Raw genomic sequence first — 19,642 nt, 5'->3', positions numbered from 1 at the left:
GGCCGCCGCCGTCCGTCAGAAATATCCCTCCTGCTTCTTCTTCTCCATGCTGGCGGCCTGATCGTGGTCGATCGCGCGGCCCTGGCGTTCGGACGTGGTGGTGAGGAGCATTTCCTGGATCACCTCCGGCAGCGTCTTCGCCTCGCTCTCCACGGCGCCGGTCAGCGGGTAGCAGCCGAGCGTGCGGAAGCGGATCGACTTCATCTCCGGCACCTCGCCGGGGCGCAGCGGGAAGCGATCGTCGTCCACCATCAGGGTCAGCCCGTCGCGCACCACCGTGGGGCGCGGGGCGGAGAAATAGAGGGGAACGATCGGGATGTTCTCCAGGTGGATATATTGCCAGATATCCAGCTCGGTCCAGTTGGAGATGGGGAAGACGCGGATGCTCTCCCCCTTCGCCTTGCGCGCATTGTAGAGGCGCCACAGCTCCGGCCGCTGGTTCTTCGGGTCCCACCGGTGATTGGCCGAGCGGAAGGAGAAGATGCGTTCCTTGGCGCGGCTCTTCTCCTCGTCGCGGCGCGCGCCGCCGAAGGCCGCGTCGAAGCCGTATTTGTCGAGCGCCTGCTTCAGCCCTTCCGTCTTCCACATGTCGGTGTGGAGCGATCCGTGATCGAACGGGTTGATGCCGCGTTCCATGGCTTCGGGATTGTGATAGACCAGCAGCTCCATGCCGCTTTCCTTCGCCATCCGGTCGCGAAGCTCATACATCGCCCTGAACTTCCACGTCGTATCGACATGGAGCAGCGGAAAGGGCGGCGGCGAGGGATAGAAGGCCTTGCGCGCCAGATGCAGCATGACCGCCGAATCCTTGCCGACCGAATAGAGCATCACCGGCCGTTCGACCTCGGACACCACCTCGCGCAGGATATGGATGCTTTCCGCCTCGAGACGCTGGAGATGCGTCAGGTTCACGCCGGCGGGCGCGCTGGGATTATCGCTCACTCTCTCTCGCTCTTTTTCTGTCTTCAGCGGCGGGCGCCGGCCCACCGATCCCTGCCGTTCAAGCTAGGTGGAGCGACAGGAAGGCGGCAAGGCCGGCGACTTCATCCTGAATGACGTGCCTTTCGCCCCGGCGCCATAAAGCGATTCTTGGGGCGGATGCGGGCTTTTCCATCAGCCGCCCACCGGACAATCTGGCCACGGACAAAGGAGAGGCACGGATGGACGCGATCGAGAGGCTGCTGGCCATCGAGGAGATAAAGACGCTGAAGGCGCGATATTTCCGTTGCATGGACCTGAAGGACTGGAGCGGCCTGCGCGCCGTGTTCACGGACGACCTGCACGCGGATTTCCGCGAGGGCACCGATCCGCCCAACCCGCAGGCCCTGATCGCGGGCGCGGACGCCTATATCGCGATGCTGGCGCCGATCCTGGCCAACATCACCACCGTGCACCACGGCCACATGCCCGAAATCGCCTTCACATCGCCGAAGCTGGCCACCGGCATCTGGGCGATGGAGGACAAATTATGGGTGGGGCCGGGCGCGACCGTGCCCTACACCTTCCTGCACGGATACGGCCATTATCACGAGACCTACCGGCACGAGGCGGACGGCTGGCGGATCGCCAGCGTGCGGCTGACGCGGCTCAGGATCGATATCTCCTGAGGCAGGGGCCGGAGGGGCCGGAGGGGCCGGAGGGGCCGGAGGAGCCGGCCCACGCCACCCCGGACCCCGCCGGGCTGGCGGCGGAGCCGGCGGCTATTCCGCCGCCTGCTGCTGCTCGCGCTGCTCCAGCTCGCGCTTCGCCCAATAGGCGTTCACATGATTCCAGGCTTCGTCCGCCGTTTCCACGAAGCGGAACAGCTTGAGATCGTTGGGCGAAACCACGCCTTCCTCGACCAGCGCCTCGAAATCGATCACGCGATCCCAGAATTCGCGGCCGAAGAACAGGATCGGCAGCGGCTTCATCTTGCCGGTCTGGATCAGGGTGAGCAGCTCGAACGTCTCGTCGAAGGTGCCGAAGCCGCCGGGGAACACCGCCACCGCGCGCGCATGGAGCAGGAAATGCATCTTGCGCAGCGCGAAATAGTGGAACTGGAAGCTCAATGACGGCGTGACATATTCGTTGGGCGCCTGCTCGTGCGGCAGCACGATGTTGAGCCCGATCGAATCCGCGCCGACATCGGCGGCGCCGCGATTGGCGGCTTCCATGATCGAGGGGCCGCCGCCCGAGCAGACGACGAACTGCCGCCGCCCTTCCGCGTCGAGCGGGGACTGGCTGGCGAGCGCGGCGAGCTTGCGCGCCTCGTCATAATAATGCGCCTTGGCCTTCAGCCGTTCGGCGATGCGGCGCTGCGTATCGGTGACGGCGGCATCGACCAGCATGTCGGCCTTGGCCGGCTCCGGTATGCGGGCCGATCCATACATCACGAAGGTGGAACCGATATTCGCCTCGTTCAGCAGAAGCTGCGGCTTCATCAGCTCGAGCTGGAAGCGCACCGGGCGCAGATCGTCCCGCAGCAGGAAATCCATGTCCTGGAAGGCGAGCCGGTAGGCGGGATCGGTGGTCTGGGGCGCCGGCGTCACATGCCGCGCGGAAGCGGCGTCGTCCTTCGCGGGCGGGAAGACGCGCTTGGGAATCTCTCGGTTACTCATGGAAAGCAAATTAGCCTTGTTCTGTTATCGATTTGGTGCGTTCCGGCACCTTATCGAAATGGGGCCTTTCGGCTCACTTACAATATGGCCCGTCGGCGCCCATGTCGAAGTGGAAATGGTTGTAGTGGGCGGCATCGCCGTCCGGGCCGATGACGATCGCGAAGCGCCGGCAGGCCGCCTTGTGAACCGCGCGCAGGAAGTTACGGACGTTGGCGTCCGGCCCGCGCCACCCCTTCTCCACCGTGATCCGCCGGCCATCGGCAAGCTGGAAGGCGGCGATATCGACGGCGTTGGCGCGGCCATGCTCCGAAAGCTTGGCGCCCGCCACGCCGTTGCGCGGGCGGCAATTATAGGTGCCGAAACTCTCGATCTTCACCACCCGGCTGTCCAGCCAGGCCATGGCGGCATTCTGCACCGCCTCGTTCGTCCAGGCGGACAGCCGTTCCGCCGTGCGGCACTTCATCGCGCCGAGATTGGTGACGGGGATGCCGATGGCCACGAGCTGCACCGCGCCCGTGGCCGAGCAGCCATTGCCGAACCAGCGATCCGGCAGCACGTTGAACTGGGCGCCATATTTGCCGAGATCGGCCAGGCACTGCTTCAGCTCGCGCGGATCATCCGCCCTGGCCACGGGCGGCGGGCGATGCGCGGGCGGGCGGCGGGGCTTTTCCCGCGACGGGCCGACGCAGGCGGCAAGCGCCAGCATCGCCAACAGCCATGCCCCCCGAATACGCATCATGGGAATCTGTGCGTTTTCAAGCCGGTCCGGTCAATCCCGCGTGAGTCGAAGCGAGGCAAAGCGGCGTTGCGCCGTTTGCCGGCCCGCCGCTTGCCCTGGCCGATCCGGCCATATTTGCGCCCAGAACCGCAAATAACGTCATGCCGAATATCGGGAGGCGGCATGTTATCGATCGCGATCGCCCTGCAAGCCGCCAATATAGCCCCGCCGATAGACTTCGATCTCGGCAAGATGAAGCCGCCGGAAACCGATTGCCGGGCCGATGCCGCCGGATCGGGCCGCGACATCATCGTCTGCGCCAGCCGCGACAAGCAGGAATATAGCCGCGTCACCGCGGAAGAAGCGCCGCCCGAAGGCATGCCGAAGGCGGAGTTCGGCCTGTTCGGCAAGGTTCGCGGCAAGGTGAATGCCGAGCAGGTCGGCGTCGGCGGATTTCCGAGCAACCGCGCCAAGGTGACGATTACGGTTCCGTTCTGATCCGCTCCCTGCCCGTCTAGGCATCCGGCATCGGATCATTTTCCATCTGGTCAAGAACGGGGCGTCGTGCGAGCCAGCCCCTCGGGGAATATTCGGGGGAATTTGACGATGAGAATCAAGATGCTGGCGGCCGCCATCCTGCTGGCCGGCGTTCCGGCGCAGATATTGGCCAGCCCCGCGGCGAACACCACCGCCACGGCGGAGCTTACGGCCGAGCAGAAGGCCTATGTCGCGCGAATGAAGGCATTGCTGGACAGCCTGCATCCCAGGACCGGGGACGTGCCGATCGGAAACGCCAACGCCACGCTCCACCTGGGCGAGGATTATTATTTCCTGCCGGCCGAGGAGGCGAAGAAGGTGCTCGTCGAAGGCTGGGGCAATCCGCCGGATGCGGTGGGCGGGGTGCTGGGCCTCGTCTTTCCCAAGGGCAAGACCTTCCTCGACGATAGCTGGGGGGCGGTCGTCACCTACGAAGCCACCGGCTATGTGAGCGACAAGGACGCGAAGACGGAGGATTACGACGCCCTCCTCCGCGACATCCAGGAAAGCGAGAAAGCGGATAATGAGGAGCGGACCAAGGCCGGCTATGCCGCGCGCCACCTCGTCGGCTGGGCGCAGCAGCCATCCTATGATCCGGCCGATCATTCGCTGATCTGGGCCCGCGACATCCGCTTTTCGGGAAGCGACGTCGATGCGCTCAACTATGACGTGCGGCTGCTCGGCCGCCATGGCGTTCTGAGCCTCAACATGGTGGCGAGCATGCCGCAGCTTGCCGAGGTGCGCACGGCGGCGGCGGCCTTCGGGAAAGCGGCGAGCTTCGATGTCGGATCGCGCTATGCCGATTATGATTCGAGCAAGGACAAGACCGCCGAGTTCGGCCTCGCCGGGCTGGTCGCGGCCGGCGCCGGCGTCGCGGCCGCGAAGAAAGTGGGGCTGCTGGGCGCCGTCCTGCTTTTCGGCAAGAAATTCCTGGCCATCTTCATCGCCGCGATCGCCGGCGGCCTTGCCTGGGTGCGCCGCAAATTCTCGCGCAGCGGGGAGGAAGGCTGACGGGCAGGTCGCGCTGCGTCAGCCCTTCCGGCTGCGGGGTTGATCCGCGAAGCGAGTGGCGGGCAGCCGAGGCACGCCCGCCACCGGTCCCCGCTCCATCCCCCGTTCAGGCGAAGGCGGCTTGCCCGCGTCGACGGCGCATCGCAGCGCCGACCAAGCCGAAGCCCGTGATCAGCATCGCCCAGGTCGAAGGCTCCGGCACCAACGGTTCGTTCAGCGGCAAGGCCGTCGGCGTGACGCGAACCTGGCGAACGTCGTTTATATTGTCCGCCGTCGTGATCACCACCTTGCTGATCAACGAGCCGTCGGTCCCCCGAGCCGAGAACCAATCCGCGCCATTACTCAGCGTGAAACCGGAAAGCGTCGTCGCGACACCGAACTGATCGTAGAAATCGATCGTTGCCGTGGTGTGATAGTTGCCGTTCGGGTCCGTGAGCCTGAATTCCACCTCGCTCATCGCAAGCGCGGGATTGGTGAGGTAGAAGGTGAGCGTGGTCAGGTTGCTGTCGGTGCCGGTGATGCGCGCCTGCCCGCTAGATGGCGTATAGAGCAGCTCGTTCGATTCGAACGTCACCAGCGTGCCGTGATTGGTTTCCGCCTGCAGCGGATTGGCGGGATTCGGATAGCCATCGTTGAACTGGACGTTGTCCGACGGCGAAACGGCGCCCGGCGAGGTGTAGATCATGATCGCGGCCGAGGCCGGAACGGCAGCCAGAGCGGCCCCCATCACCGCCGCCGAAAGTGCGGCGACACCCCAAAGCTTCCGCATGTTCACCTCTCCCAATGCTACGATTGACGAAGCACCAAGCAAGGCCCGGGCCAAAGCCTTATCGTTATGATTTCGCAACGAATGCAGTTGCGAACCCTTCGCACGTGCAAAATTTTCCGACACGAAGGGCGATTGACTCCCCTCGCCCAATCTCTAGAAGCGCCGGCGGGCCACGCCGTCCCAACGCGGCGCGCGCTCTCTGTGAGGAGAGACTACATGACTGACGTTGCTCGCCCCGGCACCAAGCCGGCGCGCCCCCATTTCTCGTCCGGTCCCTGCGCCAAGCCTCCGGGCTGGGCCGCCGACCATCTCGCCACCGGATCGCTGGGCCGCTCGCACCGCTCCAAGCTGGGCAAGAGCCGCCTCGTCCACGCGATCGAGCTGACGCGCGAGATACTGGGCGTTCCCGCCACCCACCGCATCGGCATCGTTCCCGGATCGGACACCGGCGCCGTCGAGATGGCGCTCTGGTCGCTGCTGGGCGCGCGCAAGGCCACGATGGTCGCCTGGGAAAGCTTCGGCGAAGGCTGGGTCACCGATGTCGTCAAGCAGCTGAAGATCGACGCGGACGTGGTGAAGGCGCCCTATGGCGAGCTGCCGGACCTCCACGCGCTCGACCAGTCGACCGATATCGTCTTCACCTGGAACGGCACCACGTCCGGCGTGCGCGTGCCGAACGGCGACTGGATCAGGGACGACCGCGAGGGTCTGACCATCGCGGACGCCACCTCCGCCTGCTTCGCCATGGACCTGCCGTGGGACAAGCTGGATGTCGTCACCTTCTCCTGGCAGAAGGTGCTGGGCGGCGAAGGCGCGCACGGCATCCTGATCCTCGGCCCCCGCGCCGTGGAACGGCTGGAAAGCTACACGCCGGCATGGCCGCTGCCCAAGATCTTCCGCATGACGAAGGGCGGCAAGCTGATCGAAGGCATCTTCAAGGGCGAGACGATCAACACGCCCTCGATGCTCGCGGTCGAGGATTATATCTGGTCGTTGGAATGGGCGAAGTCGATCGGCGGGCTGACCGCGCTGATAAAGCGCGCCGACGCCAATGCCGCGGCGCTCGACGCCTGGGTGCAAAAGACGCCGTGGATCGACCATCTGGCCGTGGACGCAGCCTCGCGCTCCAACACCTCCGTCTGCCTGAAGTTCGCGGACGATGCGGTGACGGGCCTGGACGACGAGGGCAAGCTGGCGCTCGTCAAGAAGATCGCCTCGCTGCTCGAGAATGAGGACGCGGCCTACGACATCGCCGGCTATCGCGATGCCCCGCCGGGCCTGCGCGTGTGGTGCGGCGCGACCGTCGAGACCGCCGATATCGAGGCCCTCGGCCCCTGGCTCGACTGGGCCTGGTCGCAGGCGCGCGGCTGACCCCTCCCTTATTCAAGACGTCATCCCGGCGAAAGCCGGGGTCTCGTGAGGGCATTCCCCGCCGACCGAGATCCTGACCTTCGTCAGGATGACGAAAATCCAAGGATTTTCACCATGCCCAAGGTTCTGATTTCCGACAAGATGGACCCGCTTGCCGCCCAGATCTTCCGCAATCGCGGGGTCGAGGTGGACGAGATCACCGGCAAGACCAAGGAAGAGCTGATCGCCATCATCGGCGAGTATGATGGCCTGGCCATCCGTTCCGCCACCAAGGTGACGAAGGAGGTGCTGGAAGCCGCCACCAACCTGAAGGTGGTCGGCCGCGCCGGCATCGGCGTCGACAATGTCGACATCCCCGCCGCCTCCGCCAAGGGCGTGGTGGTGATGAACACGCCGTTCGGCAACTCGATCACCACCGCCGAACATGCCATCGCGCTGATGTTCGCGCTCGCCCGCGATCTGCCGGAGGCCGATCGGTCCACCCAGGCCGGCAAGTGGGAGAAGAACCGCTTCATGGGCGTCGAGGTGACGGGCAAGACGCTCGGCCTGATCGGCGCCGGCAATATCGGATCGATCGTCGCGGATCGCGCGCTGGGCCTGAAGATGAAGGTCGTCGCCTACGATCCCTTCCTCACGCCCGAGCGCGCCGTGGACATGGGCGTGGAGAAGGTGACGCTGGACGAGCTTCTCTCCCGCGCGGACTTCATCACCCTCCACACGCCGCTCACCGACAGCACACGCAACATCCTTTCGGCCGAGAATATCGCCAAGACCAAGAAGGGCGTGCGCATCATCAACTGCGCGCGCGGCGGCCTGGTGGACGAGGAGGCGCTGAAGGCGGCGCTGGACAGCGGCCATGTCGCGGGCGCGGCGCTGGACGTGTTCGTGACCGAACCGGCCAAGGAAAGCCCGCTGTTCGGCACGCCGGGCTTCATCTCCACCCCGCACCTCGGCGCCTCGACCAACGAGGCGCAGGTGAACGTGGCGATCCAGGTGGCCGAGCAGATGGCCGATTTCCTGATCTCCGGCGGCGTCACCAACGCGCTCAACATGCCGAGCCTGTCGGCCGAGGAAGCGCCGAAGCTGAAGCCCTACATGGCGCTGGCCGAGCGGCTGGGCGCGCTGGTCGGCCAGCTTGAGGGCGATGCGATCAAGTCCGTCGCCATCGAGGTCGAGGGCGCTGCCGCCGAGCTGAATCAGAAGCCGATCACCGGCGCCGTGCTGAAGGGCCTGATGGGCGTCTATTCCGACACGGTAAACATGGTGAACGCCCCCTTCCTGGCGCGCGAGCGCGGGCTGGACGTGCGCGAGGTGCGCCACGACCGCGAGGGCGATTACCACACGCTGATCCGCGTTTCGGTGACGACCGCCAATGGCGAGAAATCGGTGGCGGGCACCCTGTTCGCCAATTCCGAGCCGCGCCTGGTCGAAATCTTCGGCGTGAAGGTGGAGGCCGACCTCGCCGGCACGATGCTCTATGTCGTGAACGAGGACGCCCCCGGCTTCATCGGCCGGCTGGGTTCCAAGCTGGGCGAGGCGGGCGTCAACATCGGCACCTTCCACCTCGGCCGCCGTTCGGCCGGCGGCGAGGCGGTGCTGCTCCTCTCGCTCGACACGCCCGCCGGCGAGCCGGTGATGTGGGACATCTGCCGCCTGCCCGGCGTCAAGACGGTGAAGTCGCTGCGGTTTTGAGGAGACCGTGATAAGCCCTCTCCCCTCTGGGGAGAGGGTTGGGAGAGGGGGAGTCCGGATGCGGCGAAGCGACGAGCTGAAGGCCCGCATCCGCCACCTCCGCGAGCATCAGACGCCCGCGGAAAGCCGTCTCTGGTCGCTTCTTCGCGCAAAGCGTTTCGGCGGCATCAAGTTCGGCCGCCAGGTCGTGGTCGGCCCGTTCATCGTCGATTTCGCGGCCCGGCTACAAAAACTCGCGATCGAGATCGACGGGGATACACATGGCGGCCAAGTCGGCTATGACGCGCGCCGCACCCATTATCTGGAAGAGCAGGGCTTTCGCGTGATTCGGTTCACCAATCGCGACGTGATGGAGAATGTGGAGGGCGTGCTCGCCGCCATCGGCGAGGCGCTGGCTTCGCGGACTCCCCCCTCTCCCTGGCCCTCTCCCCAGAGGGGAGAGGGAATAAGATGACCAACACACCCGGCCTTTTGCCCGTTGGGCTTCGCGATCGGCTGCCGCCGCAGGCGGAGGCGGCGTCGCGGTTGCTGCATCGGGTGATCGTGGCGATCGGGCGCAACGGATATGAGCGCGTGGCGCCGCCGCTGGCCGAGTTCGAGGACGAGCTGGTCGGCCGGCTGAAATCGGCGCGCGCGCAGGATCTGCTGCGCGTCGTCGATCCCATATCGCAGCGGACGCTGGCGCTGCGGCCCGACATCACCGCGCAGGCCGGCCGCATCGCCGCCACGCGCATGGCCCACCGGCCCCGGCCGCTGCGGCTGGCCTATGGCGGGCCGATCCTGAAGCTGAAGACCACCCAGCTCCGCCCCGAGCGGGAACTGATCCAGACCGGCGCCGAGCTGATCGGCAGCGATTCGGTGACGGCGGCGATCGAGGTGCTGGGCGTCGCGATCGAGGCGCTGGAAACGGCGGGCGTGACCGGCATCACCGTGGATCTGACCCTGCCCGACCTGATCGAGACCCTGGCCGCCGGGCCGATGCCGCTCACCCCCGCCCGGCTGGAACGGGTGCGCGAGCGGCTGGACGCGAAGGATGTGGGCGCGCTCGCGGCGCTCGACGGGCAGGATTATCTGCCGCTGGTCGCCGCCGCCGGGCCGATCGACCGCGCCGTCGCGCGGCTGCGGCTGCTGGACGGCGTGGCGCCGCTGGCCGAGCGGCTGGACGCGGTGGAGCGGATCGCCGCCGCCTTCGCCGGCCGCGTCGGGCTGACGCTGGACCCGACCGAGCGGCACGGCTTCGAATATCAGAGCTGGATCGGCTTTTCGCTGTTCGCCGACGGCCTTTCGGGCGAGATCGGGCGCGGCGGCAGCTACACCGTCCTCCACGCCGACGGCCGCGAGGAGCCGGCGATGGGCTTTTCGCTCTATATCGATCCGCTGGTGGACGCCGGGCTGGGACAGGAGCCGAGCCGCCGCGTGTTCGTGCCGGCGGGAAGCGATCCGGCGGCGGCGGCCGCGCTGCGCGCCGAGGGCTGGACCACCATCGCGGCGCTTGGCGAGAGCGACGATCCCGCCGCCGCCAATTGCGCGTTCATCCTGCGGGGCACGACGCCCGAACCACTGCAACCGTCATCCTGACCTTGTTTCAGGGACCATTTCGGCGCTAGGCGCTGCCTGACGCGATGGATGCCGAAGCATGTTCGGCATGACGCTTTAGAAAGAAGAGTAGCATGGCCAACGTCACCGTCATCGGCGCCCAGTGGGGCGATGAAGGCAAGGGCAAGATCGTCGACTGGCTGGCGGAGCGCGCGGATTGCGTCGTCCGGTTCCAGGGCGGGCACAATGCCGGGCATACGCTGGTGGTGGGCGAGAAGGTCTACAAGCTCTCCCTGCTGCCGTCCGGCATCGTGCGCGGCACGCTTTCGGTGATCGGCAACGGCGTGGTGCTGGACCCGTGGCACTTCCGCGACGAGGTGGCCAAGCTGGCCGGACAGGGCGTGGAGATGACGCCCGACAACCTCCAGATCGCCGAGACCTGCCCGCTGATCCTGCCCTTCCACCGCGACCTGGACGGCCTGCGCGAGGATGCGAGCGGCGCGGGCAAGATCGGCACCACCCGGCGCGGCATCGGCCCGGCCTATGAGGACAAGGTGGGCCGCCGCGCGATCCGGGTGTGCGACCTCGCCCATCTCGACGATCTCGACCTGCAGCTCGACCGCGTCTGCGCCCACCATGACGCGCTGCGCGCCGGCTTCGGCGAGCCGCCGATCGACCGCGCCGCGCTGATGGCCGAGCTGGCCGAGATCGCCGGCTTCATCCTGCCTTATGCCAAGCCCGTGTGGCGCACGCTGGACGAGGCCCGCAAGCGCGGCGACCGCATCCTCTTCGAAGGCGCGCAGGGCGTGCTGCTGGACGTGGACCACGGCACCTATCCGTTCGTCACCTCCTCCAACACCATCGCCGGCACGGCCGCCGGCGGTTCCGGCCTCGGGCCTTCGGCGGCGGGCTTCGTGCTCGGCATCGTCAAGGCCTATACGACGCGCGTCGGTTCCGGCCCCTTCCCCACCGAGCTGACCGACGAGACCGGCCAGCGGCTGGGCGAGCGCGGCCACGAATTCGGCACCGTCACCGGCCGCAAGCGCCGCTGCGGCTGGTTCGATGCGGTGCTGGTGCGCCAGTCGGCCGCCGTGTCGGGCATCACCGGCATCGCGCTGACCAAGCTGGACGTGCTGGACGGGTTCGAGGAGCTGAAGATCTGCACCGGCTACATGCTGGACGGCCGGCATTACGACTATCTGCCGCCGCATCCGCAGGATCAGGCCCGCGTCGAGCCGGTCTATGAGGTGTTCGAAGGCTGGAGCCAGTCCACCGCGGGCGCGCGGAGCTGGGCCGACCTGCCGGCGCAGGCGATCAAATATATCCGCCGGGTGGAGGAGCTGATCCAGTGCCCGGTGGCGCTGGTTTCCACCAGCCCCGAGCGCGACGACACCATCCTGGTGCGCGATCCGTTCCAGGATTGAGGGGCGGGCTGGCCCCTCAAATCAGAACCCGTCACCCTGGCGAAAGCCAGGGCGCGTCGGCGCCGGGCTCGCTTCTTGCCGCCAATGGATGCTGGCTTTCGTCAGCATGACAATAGCGGCCTGGTTGCGGGGTCAGCGGCTCCCGGGCATCTCGTCACCCTGGCGAAAATCGTGGTCCATCGACGTCCGGCCTGCATCCGCAGGACCGGCGCTGCGGCCAATGGATGCCGGCTTTCGTCGGCATGGCGGCAGGTGGCGGCCGGCTATTCCGCCTTTTCCTGCCCCTTGAACCGCGCCGTCTGAAGCGCCTTCCAGCGGGCATGGAGCCAGGCGCGCGGCGCGGCGATGCCGATCGCCTCGGTGGTTTCCTCCCACGCTTCCGTCGCCGCCACGATCCGCGCGCTCAGCGGCGTGGGCGCCAGCTCGACCGCCCAGCCGTTGATCGCGGTGGCGTTGAACAGGCCGAGGAACAGCGTGGCGACGGCGATGGCGATCGTCGCCCAGCGCAACGGCCGGCCGTGGAAATCCGGGCCGCCGGGCAGATCGACCGGGGATGGATGATGGTCTTCGCTCATGCCCTCGCCTCCCCGGCCCTAGAATTGGTAATAGATGAAGGGCGCGACCCCTTCGAACCGCATCGCATCGATCAGCAGGATCACCACGCCGGTGGCAAGCCCCAGCCAGATGGCCGGAACGCCCCGGAGGCGGAGCGCGATCCCCTGCGCCAGCGTGGGCGGCGTGAAGTGGATCGCCATGCCGAACAGGATGAGGCCGATGGCCAGCGGCGTCGCGATCGTCGATCCCCAGTCGCCCCGGCCGATGCCGTCCAGGAAGGCGATCGCGCCGTCGAACGTATCGGCGCGGAAGAATATCCAGCCGAGCGTGACGATATGGAAGGTGGCGACGATCGCCAGCGCCGCCGGCAGATGCGGCCAGCCCGCCGGCCGCAGCTTGCGCCACAGCGTTTCCAGCACCTGGACGATGCCGTGGAGGCCGCCCCAGATCAGGAAGGTCCATTTCGCGCCGTGCCAGAGGCCGCCCAGCAGCATCGTTATCATGATGTTGCGGCAGGCCCTGGCCAGCCCGCCCCGGCTGCCGCCGAGCGAGATATAGAGATAGTCGCGCAGCCAGCTCGACAGGCTGATGTGCCAGCGGCGCCAGAAATCCTGGAGCGATCTCGCGCGATAAGGCTGGTTGAAATTATAGGGGAAGCGATAGCCGAGCAGGGCGGCGAGCCCGATCGCCATGTCGCTATAGGCCGAGAAATCGCAGTAGATCTGCACCGCATAGCCATAGGCCGCGATGACGAGATCGAGGCTGGAATGGGCCGACGGATCGAAGAAGACCGGATCGACCAGCCCCACCGAAAGCTCGGATGCGATCACCGCCTTCTTGAACAGGCCCCAGACGATCAGCAGCAGCCCCATCGCCACCATGCCGCGTTCCAGCTTCGGCGTGCGGCGGAACTGGGGGATCAGATCGGACGCGCGCACGATCGGCCCGGCGACGAGGTGCGGGAAGAAGGACATGAGCAGCGTCATGTCCAGCAGGCTGGCCGGCGGCACCTTCCGCCGCGCGACGTCGATCAGGTAGGACATGCCCTGGAAGGTGAAGAAGCTGACCCCCACCGGCAGGATGATCTCCAGCAGGGGCATATCCCGCTCGAACCCGAAATGGGCGAGCAGCAGGCCGAGCTGTTCCAGGAAGAAATCATAATATTTGAAGAAGCCTAGGATGCCGAGATTGGCGGCGACCCCGAAGGCGAGCAGCGCCTTGCGCCGGCCGGGTTCATATTCCTCGTCCGTCCGCGCGATCAGCGCCGCCGTGCCCCAGTTGAGGAAGGCGGAGAAGATCAGCAGCGCGACGAAGCGCCAGTCCCAGGCGCCATAGAAGACCCAGCTCGCCAGCAGCAGCAGGATCTTGCGCCATTCGTTCGCGCGGCCGACGCCCCAGATCACCGCATAGGTGGCGAGGAAGAACAGCCCGAAGGTGAGCGTGGGGAACAGCATCTAGCGCGACGCGCTCAGCAGCGTGCGGGCCTGTTCCAGATCGGCGTTCAGCCGCTGGGCGATGTCGCGCCCGCCGGCCGAGTTGAAATGCACATAATCGCCGCGCATGCGGGGCGGATCCCCCTTCACCCATTTCACCGCGGAGCAGGCGCCCCCCATCCGCGCTTCCCAATCCCAGAAGGCGATGCCGAGCTGGCCGGCGACGCGGCGCTGGACATCGCGCACGGCGCGCAGGCCCGCGGGCGGGAACAGCGGATTGGCGCGGACCGACCAGCTTATCTGAGCCGGCGCGGGCGGCGGGGGAGCGGGCGGAGCCACCACCGGATCGGCGCCGTCCTGGCCGGCATCGGCGCTGTCGCCCGCGCTGATATCGGCGAGCAGGTTATCGAGCCGGCCGGTGCCGATCCGCGTCTGCCCCGGCGGGATGGAGGCGTTGATCGGCCCCGAAGGCTCCGCGCACGGGCGCGGCGCGGGGCCGGGCGCGTTGATCAGCATCTCCGGCCGGCGGCTGCTGGCATCGGGCGCGCCGATCAGCAGGATCGGCACGCCGGGCGCGAGCCTGCGCATCCGGCCGATCTGGCTGCGGAGCGTGATCTCATACTCATTCGGCCGGAAGACCGGCGAGAAGCCCTCGTTGGTGCCGAATTCGATGACGATCAGGTCGGGGCGGTAGGCGCGAAGCTCCTCCGCGACGACGGCATCGTCCGTCCGCGCGAAATGCTGGAGCTGGGAACCGACCACGCCGACATTGGAGAGCGCGATGCCGCCATTGTCGCGGAAGGTGGCCCAGGAGGTGATCGTGACCGGGCGGTCCTCCGCCGTCACGGTGACGGTGAAGGACGGCTGGTCGACGGAGACCGTGCGGCATTCCGCGCGTTCCGTGGCCGACGCAAGCTGCATCCGTTCCGTCCGCGCGCCGATGCGGATGGTAAGCGCGCCCGCCCCCGGCGCCGCGACAGCGCAGAGCACGAAGCGATCGAACATCTGCCCGGCATCGGCGGTGAGCGACATCTCCGCCCCCGGCTGCTGCGAGGTGAGGCTGAAGCCGGAAACGCCCATCAGCGGGCGCGGCGGCGCGGAGGCCGAGCCGAAGGTGGAGGATATCCGCCACCCCGAGGACATCTGCGCGGTGATGCCCTGGGTGAGATAGCCCTGATAGGGCCGCCCCGCCGCCAGCACGCCGCGCCCGCCGCCGCCATAGCGCGCCTGCAGCACCTCCCGCCAGGCGCCGGTGATCGTATCGCCCGCCGTGTGGCTGTCGCCGATCTGGAGGATGTGGATCGGGCGCTTGCCGGCCTGGTTGCGGGGCTGGCGTTCCAGCTTGTCGAAGAAGGGTTCGAGCCCGCGAATGTTGCACAGGCCCTCGGCGCAGTTCGGCCCGGCGGCGGCAGCGGCGGCAAGCGCCAGGATCGGAACCATCATGAAACGCCGGCCTGCCCGGCAGCGGGGACGGCCCCCTCAGCGACGGACCTGCGCGCCGTATCCACATAGTTGCGGATGCGTTCCGCCAGCCCGCGCGTGATGCGGACATAGCCCGTCATCGACATGTGGATGCCGTCATTGGCGCGGATCAGCGTGCGCTTCTTCTCCGGCCCGTCCGGCAGATAGGGGGCGTAGGCGCCGTTTTCGTCCACCGAAAGGGGCGCGGTATCGATGAAGGGCACGTTCAGCGCGCGCATCCGATCCGCATAGAAGGCGTTCATCGCGCTGATATCCGCGTCGAAGCTGTCCTTGCGCATCTTGGGCAGGCCGACCCAGTAGACCATCGCGCCGCGCGCGCGCAGCAGGTTGACGAGGCCGTCGATCCGCTCACCGATCACCCGCTTCCATTCGGGCGAAAGCAGGCGCGCCGCCTTGCCGCCGGCCCACACGCCCTGCGTATCGTTGGCGCCGAAGGAGATGACGGCGATGTCGACCGGGCCGTCCGCCGCGAGCTGCTGGGCGGTATGCTCCTCGATATTGAGGCTGGCATAGCGGGTGAAGCCCGTGGACTGCTGGCTATATTTGACGACCTGGTAATTGGCCTTGGCGGGAAGCTGGCGATAGAGCGCCGACCAGAGGCCGTCGCCGAAGCTGTCGCCGAACACGCCGACGCGCACCTTGCCGCCGCCGGCCAGCGTATCCAGCAATTGCTGCTGGAAGGGCATGGAGCAGTCGATCGCGGCCGAGGAGGAATGATCGGGCAGCGTGACGGCGGCCGTGGCCGGCCCCCTGCCCCCCGTCGCCGGCAAAGCGGGCTCCGCCCCCGGCCCCTTCGCGGGCGGGACGACGGCGGGCACGCCTTCGTCGATCGCGGCGGTATCCGGCCAGGGGTGCCCGCCATAAGCGAAGGACAGGCCGATCGCGACGCCGGCCGCCACCCCCAGGAAAAGCACGGCGGTGCGATCAGCCAGCACCATCCAAGGCTTCATCGCATTACCCCGCCCGATTCCAAGCCGTTCGCTACACGGATGCACATGCGCATCCGAAATGTCCTTAACGCGGGCCGGACTCGGCTGTCGAGCGGGCAAATCATCGCGGCTGGGCGGAATGCTCCGGCGATGCGGCAGAATTTCTCTTGCAATTAAGAACGAGTCGCAATAATGCTCATCTCACCGGGGCGATCCCCTAGTCGCTCCGCGGGCTACGGCACCCTCTCCGCCGTGACGCGAAATAACTTGGCCGGGGCGCCTCCCCGCACCCCGGCCAATTTTTTCGAATGACGGATGGACTGGACGGATCAGGGAGCGGCGACGGCCGCTTCGAGCGTGTCGATCAGGTCGCGACAGTCGAAGGGCTTGCGCAGCGTGCGGATGGCGCCGCAGCATGCCGCGCGATCGAGAATATTCTCGTCGGTGCTGGCGGTCATCAGCAGGACGGGCAGCGAGCAGCCCCGCCCCGCCAGCGCATGCTTGAGGTCGATGCCGCTCAGGCCCGGCATGTTGACGTCGGTGATGAGGCAGGCGGCGCGATCGGCATCGCCGGACGCCAGAAAATCCTCGGCATTGCCGTAATCATGGACCTCATAGCCCAGCGAGCGGACGAGGCTGCGCGTCGCGGCACGAAGCGAATCGTCGTCATCGACGATCACGATCATGGGCAGGGACTTCGCACTCGTCACATCGGGCCTCGCATCGGGCGTTCCACAGGGGACGGGCGATCATGCGCCCGCATGAATTGCCGCCCCGTGAATGCCGATATGGGCAAGCCCCGTCCCCCTGTGAATCATACGGAAGTGTGAATCACACTCATTTCCGCGATTCAAGCCCGCAGCAAGGCTGAAAACCGTCAGGCCGGCCGCTCGACGGTGCCGTCCGGCCGGAGCTGGAGCGCCTCGGCCATGCGGACGAGATCGGCCAGCGACCGCGCGCCCATCTTGCGCATGGCGTGGCCGCGATGGATCTTCACCGTGATCTCGCTGAGGTTGAGATCGCCGGCGACCTGCTTGTTCATCTTGCCCGCCGTGACCAGCGCCATCACCTGCCGTTCGCGCGGCGAAAGCGTGCCGAACAGCCCGTGAAGATCGGCGGCGTCGCCTTCCGCCGCGCGGCGCGCCGTATCCCGCTCGATCGCGGTGGCGACCGCATCCAGCATATCCTGATCGCGGAACGGCTTGGTCAGGAAATCGACCGCCCCGGCCTTCATCCCCCTGACGGACATGGGAATATCGCCGAAACCCGTCATCAGGATCACCGGCAGGCGCACGCCCGATTCCTGGAGCTGCGCCTGGAAATCCAGCCCGCTCATCCCCGGCAGGCGGATATCGAGCACGAGGCAGCCGGGCGCGTCGGGCCGATCGGCTTCCATGAAGGCGCGCGCCGATCCGTAGAGCCGCGTCGCCAGCCCGACCGATCGGAACAGGCTGTCGAGCGAGGCGCGCAGCGACTCATCATCCTCGACGATGTGAACGATCGCTGTCTCGCTCATCCGATTGCCCCCACTTTTTCAGAAATTCGTTCCCGTTTTAGTCCAATCCGGCGGCGGATCGCAACCCGTTGTGCACCGGCGAAATCAGCCATGGGAATCAGCCCGGCGGCCTTCAACATAAACCTTCGTATGATGCGCATAAACCAACGCGCCGAAGGACATACCTTCGTCTGAAATGACCTGGCTGCCGCGCTGCAATATGTTGCCTGCCATGGGAAAGCGCCGGTCCCCGCAGGATCGGCAGCGGTGACGAGAGGGTCCACCTCCGCATCGCAGGGAGACAGACAATGGCATTCATGGATTTCGCCGTGGCCGCCGCCACGGGCACGCAGCCTGTTGCCGCCAGCAAGGCGTTCCACCTGTTCGATCGGGCCGAATGGTCGGTGATCGGGCTTGCCGCGCATGACGACACGACAAGCCTGGCGCCGGACGGCTGGTGGGCCAGGCTGCGCCACCGCCTGTTCGGCATCGAGGCCCCCCGCCCGCTTGCCAACGAACGGCTGGAAGCCCTTCGCCGTTTCGCGGTGACCGCCCGGTTGCGGCGCCGCAAGATCGATCATCACGAAATCGCCCGCTTCGTCGCGGCCGGCTTCAGCGCGTTCCAGGCGGACATGCTGCTGGCCATCATCGACGATGCGCGGCCGAGCAGCGCCATGGGGAGCCTCGCATGACCTTCGACAGCCGCAACGAGAATTTCACGGACCGCGCGGAGGTGGTGCCGGTGCCCGCCGACGCGGCGCCGGCGGCCGTGCCGCCCTTCACGCCGCGTCGCTCCCGCGTGCGGCTGGCGGCGCTGGTCGGCCTGCCGGTGGCCGCCCTGCTGGGCGTGGGCCACATGATGATGGGCGGCACCCCCGCCTCCGCCGACGCGCCTTCCGCCCCCACGGTGACGGTGGCGACGCCGGTGGAACGCAGCGTGACCGAGTGGGACGATTATATCGGCCGCTTCGCCGCCAGCCAGGCGGTGGAGATCCGGCCCCGCGTTTCGGGCCAGATCACCGGCATCCACTTCAAGGACGGTGACTTCGTCCGCAAGGGCCAGCTTCTCTTCACCATCGATCCCCGCCCCTTCACCGCCGCGATGGCGGAAGCGCAGGCGCGCGCCGCATCCGCCCGCACGGCCGCCGCGCTGGCCCGCAGCGAGCTGGCCCGCGCCGAACGGCTGATCGCCGACGAAGCCGTTTCCGCCGAGGAGATCGATTCGCTGCGCGCCGCCGTCCGTTCCGCGAACGCCGCCGTCGCGGCGGCCGAGGCGACCGTGCGCACCCGCGCGCTGGACGTGGAGTTCACCCAGGTGCGCGCGCCGATTTCCGGCCGCGTATCCGATCGCCGCGCCGACATCGGCAACCTCGTGGCCGGCGACAATGCCGGATCGGCCACGCTGCTGACGACGGTCTATGCGCTCGATCCGATCTATTTCACCTTCGATGGATCGGAGGCGCTCTACCTGAAGGCGCAGCGCCTGGCGCAGGCGGGCGAGAAGGAAACGACCGTGCAGGTGCGCCTGCAGGACGAGACCGATTATCGCTGGAACGGCCGCATCGACTTCACCGACAACGGCATCGATCCCAATTCGGGCACGATCCGGTGCCGCGCGGTGATCCCCAACCCGGATCATTTCCTGACGCCGGGCATGTTCGGCAACATGCGGCTTTCCGGCGGCCAGGCGCGGCCGGCGCTGCTGGTGCCCGACAGCGCGGTGGTGAGCGATCAGGCCCGCAAGGTGGTGCTGGTGGTGCAGCAGGACGGCACGGTCGTCGCCCGCCCGGTGGAGCTGGGCGCGGTGGTGGACGGCCTCCGCATCATCCGCAGCGGCATCGCCGCCAGGGACCGCGTGGTCATCAGCGGCATGCAGCTCGCCCAGCCCGGCACCACGGTGCAGACGCGGGCCGGCAAGGTCGAGGCCGTGAAGGCGGCGTCGAACGGCAGGCCCATCACCCCCCCGGCATCGCAGGCGACCTTCACCGTCCGCTGAGGGAAACGAACCGAACCGCGCCCGCGCCGGCGGGATATCGCGCCGGGGCCTGACGCCTTCCTGAAGGCCAAGCCCCGCCGATCCCCCGGAACGGGCG

Annotated in this window: 21 protein-coding genes; 10 read left to right on the top strand and 11 right to left on the bottom strand. The window is 67.4% G+C overall.

Features of this window, described 5'->3' with window-relative positions; all coding sequences use genetic code 11:
* Positions 1-15 precede the first annotated feature (15 nt).
* Positions 16-942, bottom strand: coding sequence for a sulfate adenylyltransferase subunit CysD (gene cysD, locus G432_RS17875; protein ID WP_015460228.1), 927 nt, complete (start codon positions 940-942; stop codon positions 16-18).
* A 218-nt stretch (positions 943-1,160) separates the two neighbouring features.
* Between cysD and G432_RS17870 the strand changes: the two genes are divergently transcribed.
* The gene (locus G432_RS17870) at positions 1,161-1,607 is read left to right on the top strand and encodes a nuclear transport factor 2 family protein (protein WP_015460227.1); all 447 of its coding nucleotides are present in this window, start codon (positions 1,161-1,163) and stop codon (positions 1,605-1,607) included.
* A gap of 93 nt (positions 1,608-1,700) precedes the next feature.
* On the opposite strand, the gene G432_RS17865 is transcribed toward G432_RS17870, so the two are convergent.
* Both G432_RS17865 and G432_RS17860 read right to left on the bottom strand, forming a co-directional pair.
* Positions 1,701-2,597 (bottom strand): TIGR00730 family Rossman fold protein, encoded by an 897-nt coding sequence (locus tag G432_RS17865; protein WP_015460226.1) that lies wholly within the window; start codon positions 2,595-2,597, stop codon positions 1,701-1,703.
* A 73-nt stretch (positions 2,598-2,670) separates the two neighbouring features.
* Positions 2,671-3,336, bottom strand: a complete 666-nt coding sequence (locus tag G432_RS17860; RefSeq protein WP_144062078.1) for an extensin family protein — start codon at positions 3,334-3,336, stop codon at positions 2,671-2,673.
* Between the two features lie 162 nt (positions 3,337-3,498).
* Between G432_RS17860 and G432_RS17855 the strand changes: the two genes are divergently transcribed.
* Both G432_RS17855 and G432_RS17850 read left to right on the top strand, forming a co-directional pair.
* On the top strand, positions 3,499-3,813 hold the full coding sequence (locus tag G432_RS17855) for a hypothetical protein (protein ID WP_015460224.1): 315 nt from the start codon (positions 3,499-3,501) through the stop codon (positions 3,811-3,813).
* Positions 3,814-3,921: 108 nt separating this feature from the next.
* The gene (locus tag G432_RS17850) at positions 3,922-4,863 is read left to right on the top strand and encodes a DUF2167 domain-containing protein (RefSeq protein WP_041864987.1); all 942 of its coding nucleotides are present in this window, start codon (positions 3,922-3,924) and stop codon (positions 4,861-4,863) included.
* A 106-nt stretch (positions 4,864-4,969) separates the two neighbouring features.
* Here the strand turns inward: G432_RS17850 and G432_RS24150 are convergent, their stop codons facing one another.
* Entirely contained in the window at positions 4,970-5,632 is a 663-nt protein-coding gene (locus G432_RS24150) for a PEPxxWA-CTERM sorting domain-containing protein (RefSeq protein ID WP_015460222.1), read from the bottom strand.
* A gap of 216 nt (positions 5,633-5,848) precedes the next feature.
* On the opposite strand from G432_RS24150, the gene G432_RS17840 reads away from it, so the two are divergent.
* The 5 genes from G432_RS17840 to G432_RS17820 all read left to right on the top strand — a co-directional run bounded on the left by G432_RS17840 (position 5,849) and on the right by G432_RS17820 (position 11,655).
* Positions 5,849-7,003 (top strand): phosphoserine transaminase, encoded by a 1,155-nt coding sequence (locus G432_RS17840; RefSeq protein WP_015460221.1) that lies wholly within the window; start codon positions 5,849-5,851, stop codon positions 7,001-7,003.
* 114 nt (positions 7,004-7,117) lie between these two features.
* Complete coding sequence (gene serA, locus G432_RS17835) at positions 7,118-8,695, top strand: phosphoglycerate dehydrogenase (RefSeq protein ID WP_015460220.1); 1,578 nt, start codon at positions 7,118-7,120, stop codon at positions 8,693-8,695.
* A 58-nt stretch (positions 8,696-8,753) separates the two neighbouring features.
* Positions 8,754-9,149: an endonuclease domain-containing protein gene (locus tag G432_RS17830; protein WP_015460219.1), complete on the top strand. Its 396-nt coding sequence runs from the start codon at positions 8,754-8,756 to the stop codon at positions 9,147-9,149.
* Positions 9,146-10,273 carry an ATP phosphoribosyltransferase regulatory subunit gene (locus G432_RS17825; RefSeq protein WP_015460218.1) on the top strand — a complete coding sequence of 376 codons (1,128 nt, stop codon included), beginning with the start codon at positions 9,146-9,148 and terminating at the stop codon, positions 10,271-10,273. The genes G432_RS17830 and G432_RS17825 overlap by 4 nt, the downstream gene beginning before the upstream one ends.
* Positions 10,274-10,365: 92 nt before the next feature.
* Positions 10,366-11,655: an adenylosuccinate synthase gene (locus G432_RS17820; protein WP_015460217.1), complete on the top strand. Its 1,290-nt coding sequence runs from the start codon at positions 10,366-10,368 to the stop codon at positions 11,653-11,655.
* Between the two features lie 263 nt (positions 11,656-11,918).
* Here the strand turns inward: G432_RS17820 and G432_RS17815 are convergent, their stop codons facing one another.
* The 7 genes from G432_RS17815 to G432_RS24290 all read right to left on the bottom strand — a co-directional run bounded on the left by G432_RS17815 (position 11,919) and on the right by G432_RS24290 (position 17,783).
* On the bottom strand, positions 11,919-12,230 hold the full coding sequence (locus G432_RS17815; RefSeq protein WP_015460216.1) for a hypothetical protein: 312 nt from the start codon (positions 12,228-12,230) through the stop codon (positions 11,919-11,921).
* 18 nt (positions 12,231-12,248) lie between these two features.
* Positions 12,249-13,664, bottom strand: coding sequence for an MBOAT family O-acyltransferase (locus G432_RS17810; protein WP_015460215.1), 1,416 nt, complete (start codon positions 13,662-13,664; stop codon positions 12,249-12,251).
* Entirely contained in the window at positions 13,665-15,086 is a 1,422-nt protein-coding gene (locus tag G432_RS17805; RefSeq protein WP_015460214.1) for a GDSL-type esterase/lipase family protein, read from the bottom strand.
* A complete protein-coding gene (locus G432_RS17800; protein ID WP_015460213.1) occupies positions 15,083-16,063 on the bottom strand; it encodes an SGNH/GDSL hydrolase family protein in 981 nt (326 codons plus the stop codon). The genes G432_RS17805 and G432_RS17800 overlap by 4 nt, the downstream gene beginning before the upstream one ends.
* 320 nt (positions 16,064-16,383) lie before the next feature.
* Positions 16,384-16,764, bottom strand: coding sequence for a response regulator transcription factor (locus tag G432_RS17795; RefSeq protein WP_015460212.1), 381 nt, complete (start codon positions 16,762-16,764; stop codon positions 16,384-16,386).
* A gap of 167 nt (positions 16,765-16,931) precedes the next feature.
* Positions 16,932-17,570 (bottom strand): response regulator transcription factor, encoded by a 639-nt coding sequence (locus G432_RS17790; RefSeq protein ID WP_015460211.1) that lies wholly within the window; start codon positions 17,568-17,570, stop codon positions 16,932-16,934.
* 84 nt (positions 17,571-17,654) lie between these two features.
* Complete coding sequence (locus G432_RS24290; protein ID WP_269078675.1) at positions 17,655-17,783, bottom strand: hypothetical protein; 129 nt, start codon at positions 17,781-17,783, stop codon at positions 17,655-17,657.
* A 74-nt stretch (positions 17,784-17,857) separates the two neighbouring features.
* Here G432_RS24290 and G432_RS17785 point away from each other — a divergent pair, with 74 nt between their 5' ends.
* Together G432_RS17785 and G432_RS17780 are read left to right on the top strand one after the other, a co-directional pair.
* A complete protein-coding gene (locus tag G432_RS17785) occupies positions 17,858-18,241 on the top strand; it encodes a hypothetical protein (protein WP_015460210.1) in 384 nt (127 codons plus the stop codon).
* A complete protein-coding gene (locus G432_RS17780) occupies positions 18,238-19,545 on the top strand; it encodes an efflux RND transporter periplasmic adaptor subunit (protein WP_015460209.1) in 1,308 nt (435 codons plus the stop codon). The genes G432_RS17785 and G432_RS17780 overlap by 4 nt, the downstream gene beginning before the upstream one ends.
* Positions 19,546-19,642: the final 97 nt, after the last annotated feature.

This window comes from Sphingomonas sp. MM-1 (assembly GCF_000347675.2).
Classification (GTDB): Bacteria; Pseudomonadota; Alphaproteobacteria; order Sphingomonadales; family Sphingomonadaceae; genus Sphingomonas_E; species Sphingomonas_E fennica.
This window is presented reverse-complemented; position numbering and strand designations above follow the sequence as displayed.

Bases quoted from the DNA above. Each gene is read 5' to 3' on its own strand.
- G432_RS17870 (WP_015460227.1), top strand. From the start codon at position 1,161: ATGGACGCGATCGAGAGGCTGCTGGCCATCGAGGAGATAAAGACGCTG.
- G432_RS17865 (WP_015460226.1), bottom strand. From the start codon at position 2,597: ATGAGTAACCGAGAGATTCCCAAGCGCGTCTTCCCGCCCGCGAAGGAC.
- G432_RS17860 (WP_144062078.1), bottom strand. From the start codon at position 3,336: ATGATGCGTATTCGGGGGGCATGGCTGTTGGCGATGCTGGCGCTTGCC.
- G432_RS17855 (WP_015460224.1), top strand. From the start codon at position 3,499: ATGTTATCGATCGCGATCGCCCTGCAAGCCGCCAATATAGCCCCGCCG.
- G432_RS17850 (WP_041864987.1), top strand. From the start codon at position 3,922: ATGAGAATCAAGATGCTGGCGGCCGCCATCCTGCTGGCCGGCGTTCCG.
- G432_RS24150 (WP_015460222.1), bottom strand. From the start codon at position 5,632: ATGCGGAAGCTTTGGGGTGTCGCCGCACTTTCGGCGGCGGTGATGGGG.
- G432_RS17840 (WP_015460221.1), top strand. From the start codon at position 5,849: ATGACTGACGTTGCTCGCCCCGGCACCAAGCCGGCGCGCCCCCATTTC.
- serA (WP_015460220.1), top strand. From the start codon at position 7,118: ATGCCCAAGGTTCTGATTTCCGACAAGATGGACCCGCTTGCCGCCCAG.
- G432_RS17830 (WP_015460219.1), top strand. From the start codon at position 8,754: ATGCGGCGAAGCGACGAGCTGAAGGCCCGCATCCGCCACCTCCGCGAG.
- G432_RS17825 (WP_015460218.1), top strand. From the start codon at position 9,146: ATGACCAACACACCCGGCCTTTTGCCCGTTGGGCTTCGCGATCGGCTG.
- G432_RS17820 (WP_015460217.1), top strand. From the start codon at position 10,366: ATGGCCAACGTCACCGTCATCGGCGCCCAGTGGGGCGATGAAGGCAAG.
- G432_RS17815 (WP_015460216.1), bottom strand. From the start codon at position 12,230: ATGAGCGAAGACCATCATCCATCCCCGGTCGATCTGCCCGGCGGCCCG.
- G432_RS17810 (WP_015460215.1), bottom strand. From the start codon at position 13,664: ATGCTGTTCCCCACGCTCACCTTCGGGCTGTTCTTCCTCGCCACCTAT.
- G432_RS17805 (WP_015460214.1), bottom strand. From the start codon at position 15,086: ATGATGGTTCCGATCCTGGCGCTTGCCGCCGCTGCCGCCGCCGGGCCG.
- G432_RS17800 (WP_015460213.1), bottom strand. From the start codon at position 16,063: ATGGTGCTGGCTGATCGCACCGCCGTGCTTTTCCTGGGGGTGGCGGCC.
- G432_RS17790 (WP_015460211.1), bottom strand. From the start codon at position 17,570: ATGAGCGAGACAGCGATCGTTCACATCGTCGAGGATGATGAGTCGCTG.
- G432_RS24290 (WP_269078675.1), bottom strand. From the start codon at position 17,783: ATGGCAGGCAACATATTGCAGCGCGGCAGCCAGGTCATTTCAGACGAA.
- G432_RS17785 (WP_015460210.1), top strand. From the start codon at position 17,858: ATGGCATTCATGGATTTCGCCGTGGCCGCCGCCACGGGCACGCAGCCT.
- G432_RS17780 (WP_015460209.1), top strand. From the start codon at position 18,238: ATGACCTTCGACAGCCGCAACGAGAATTTCACGGACCGCGCGGAGGTG.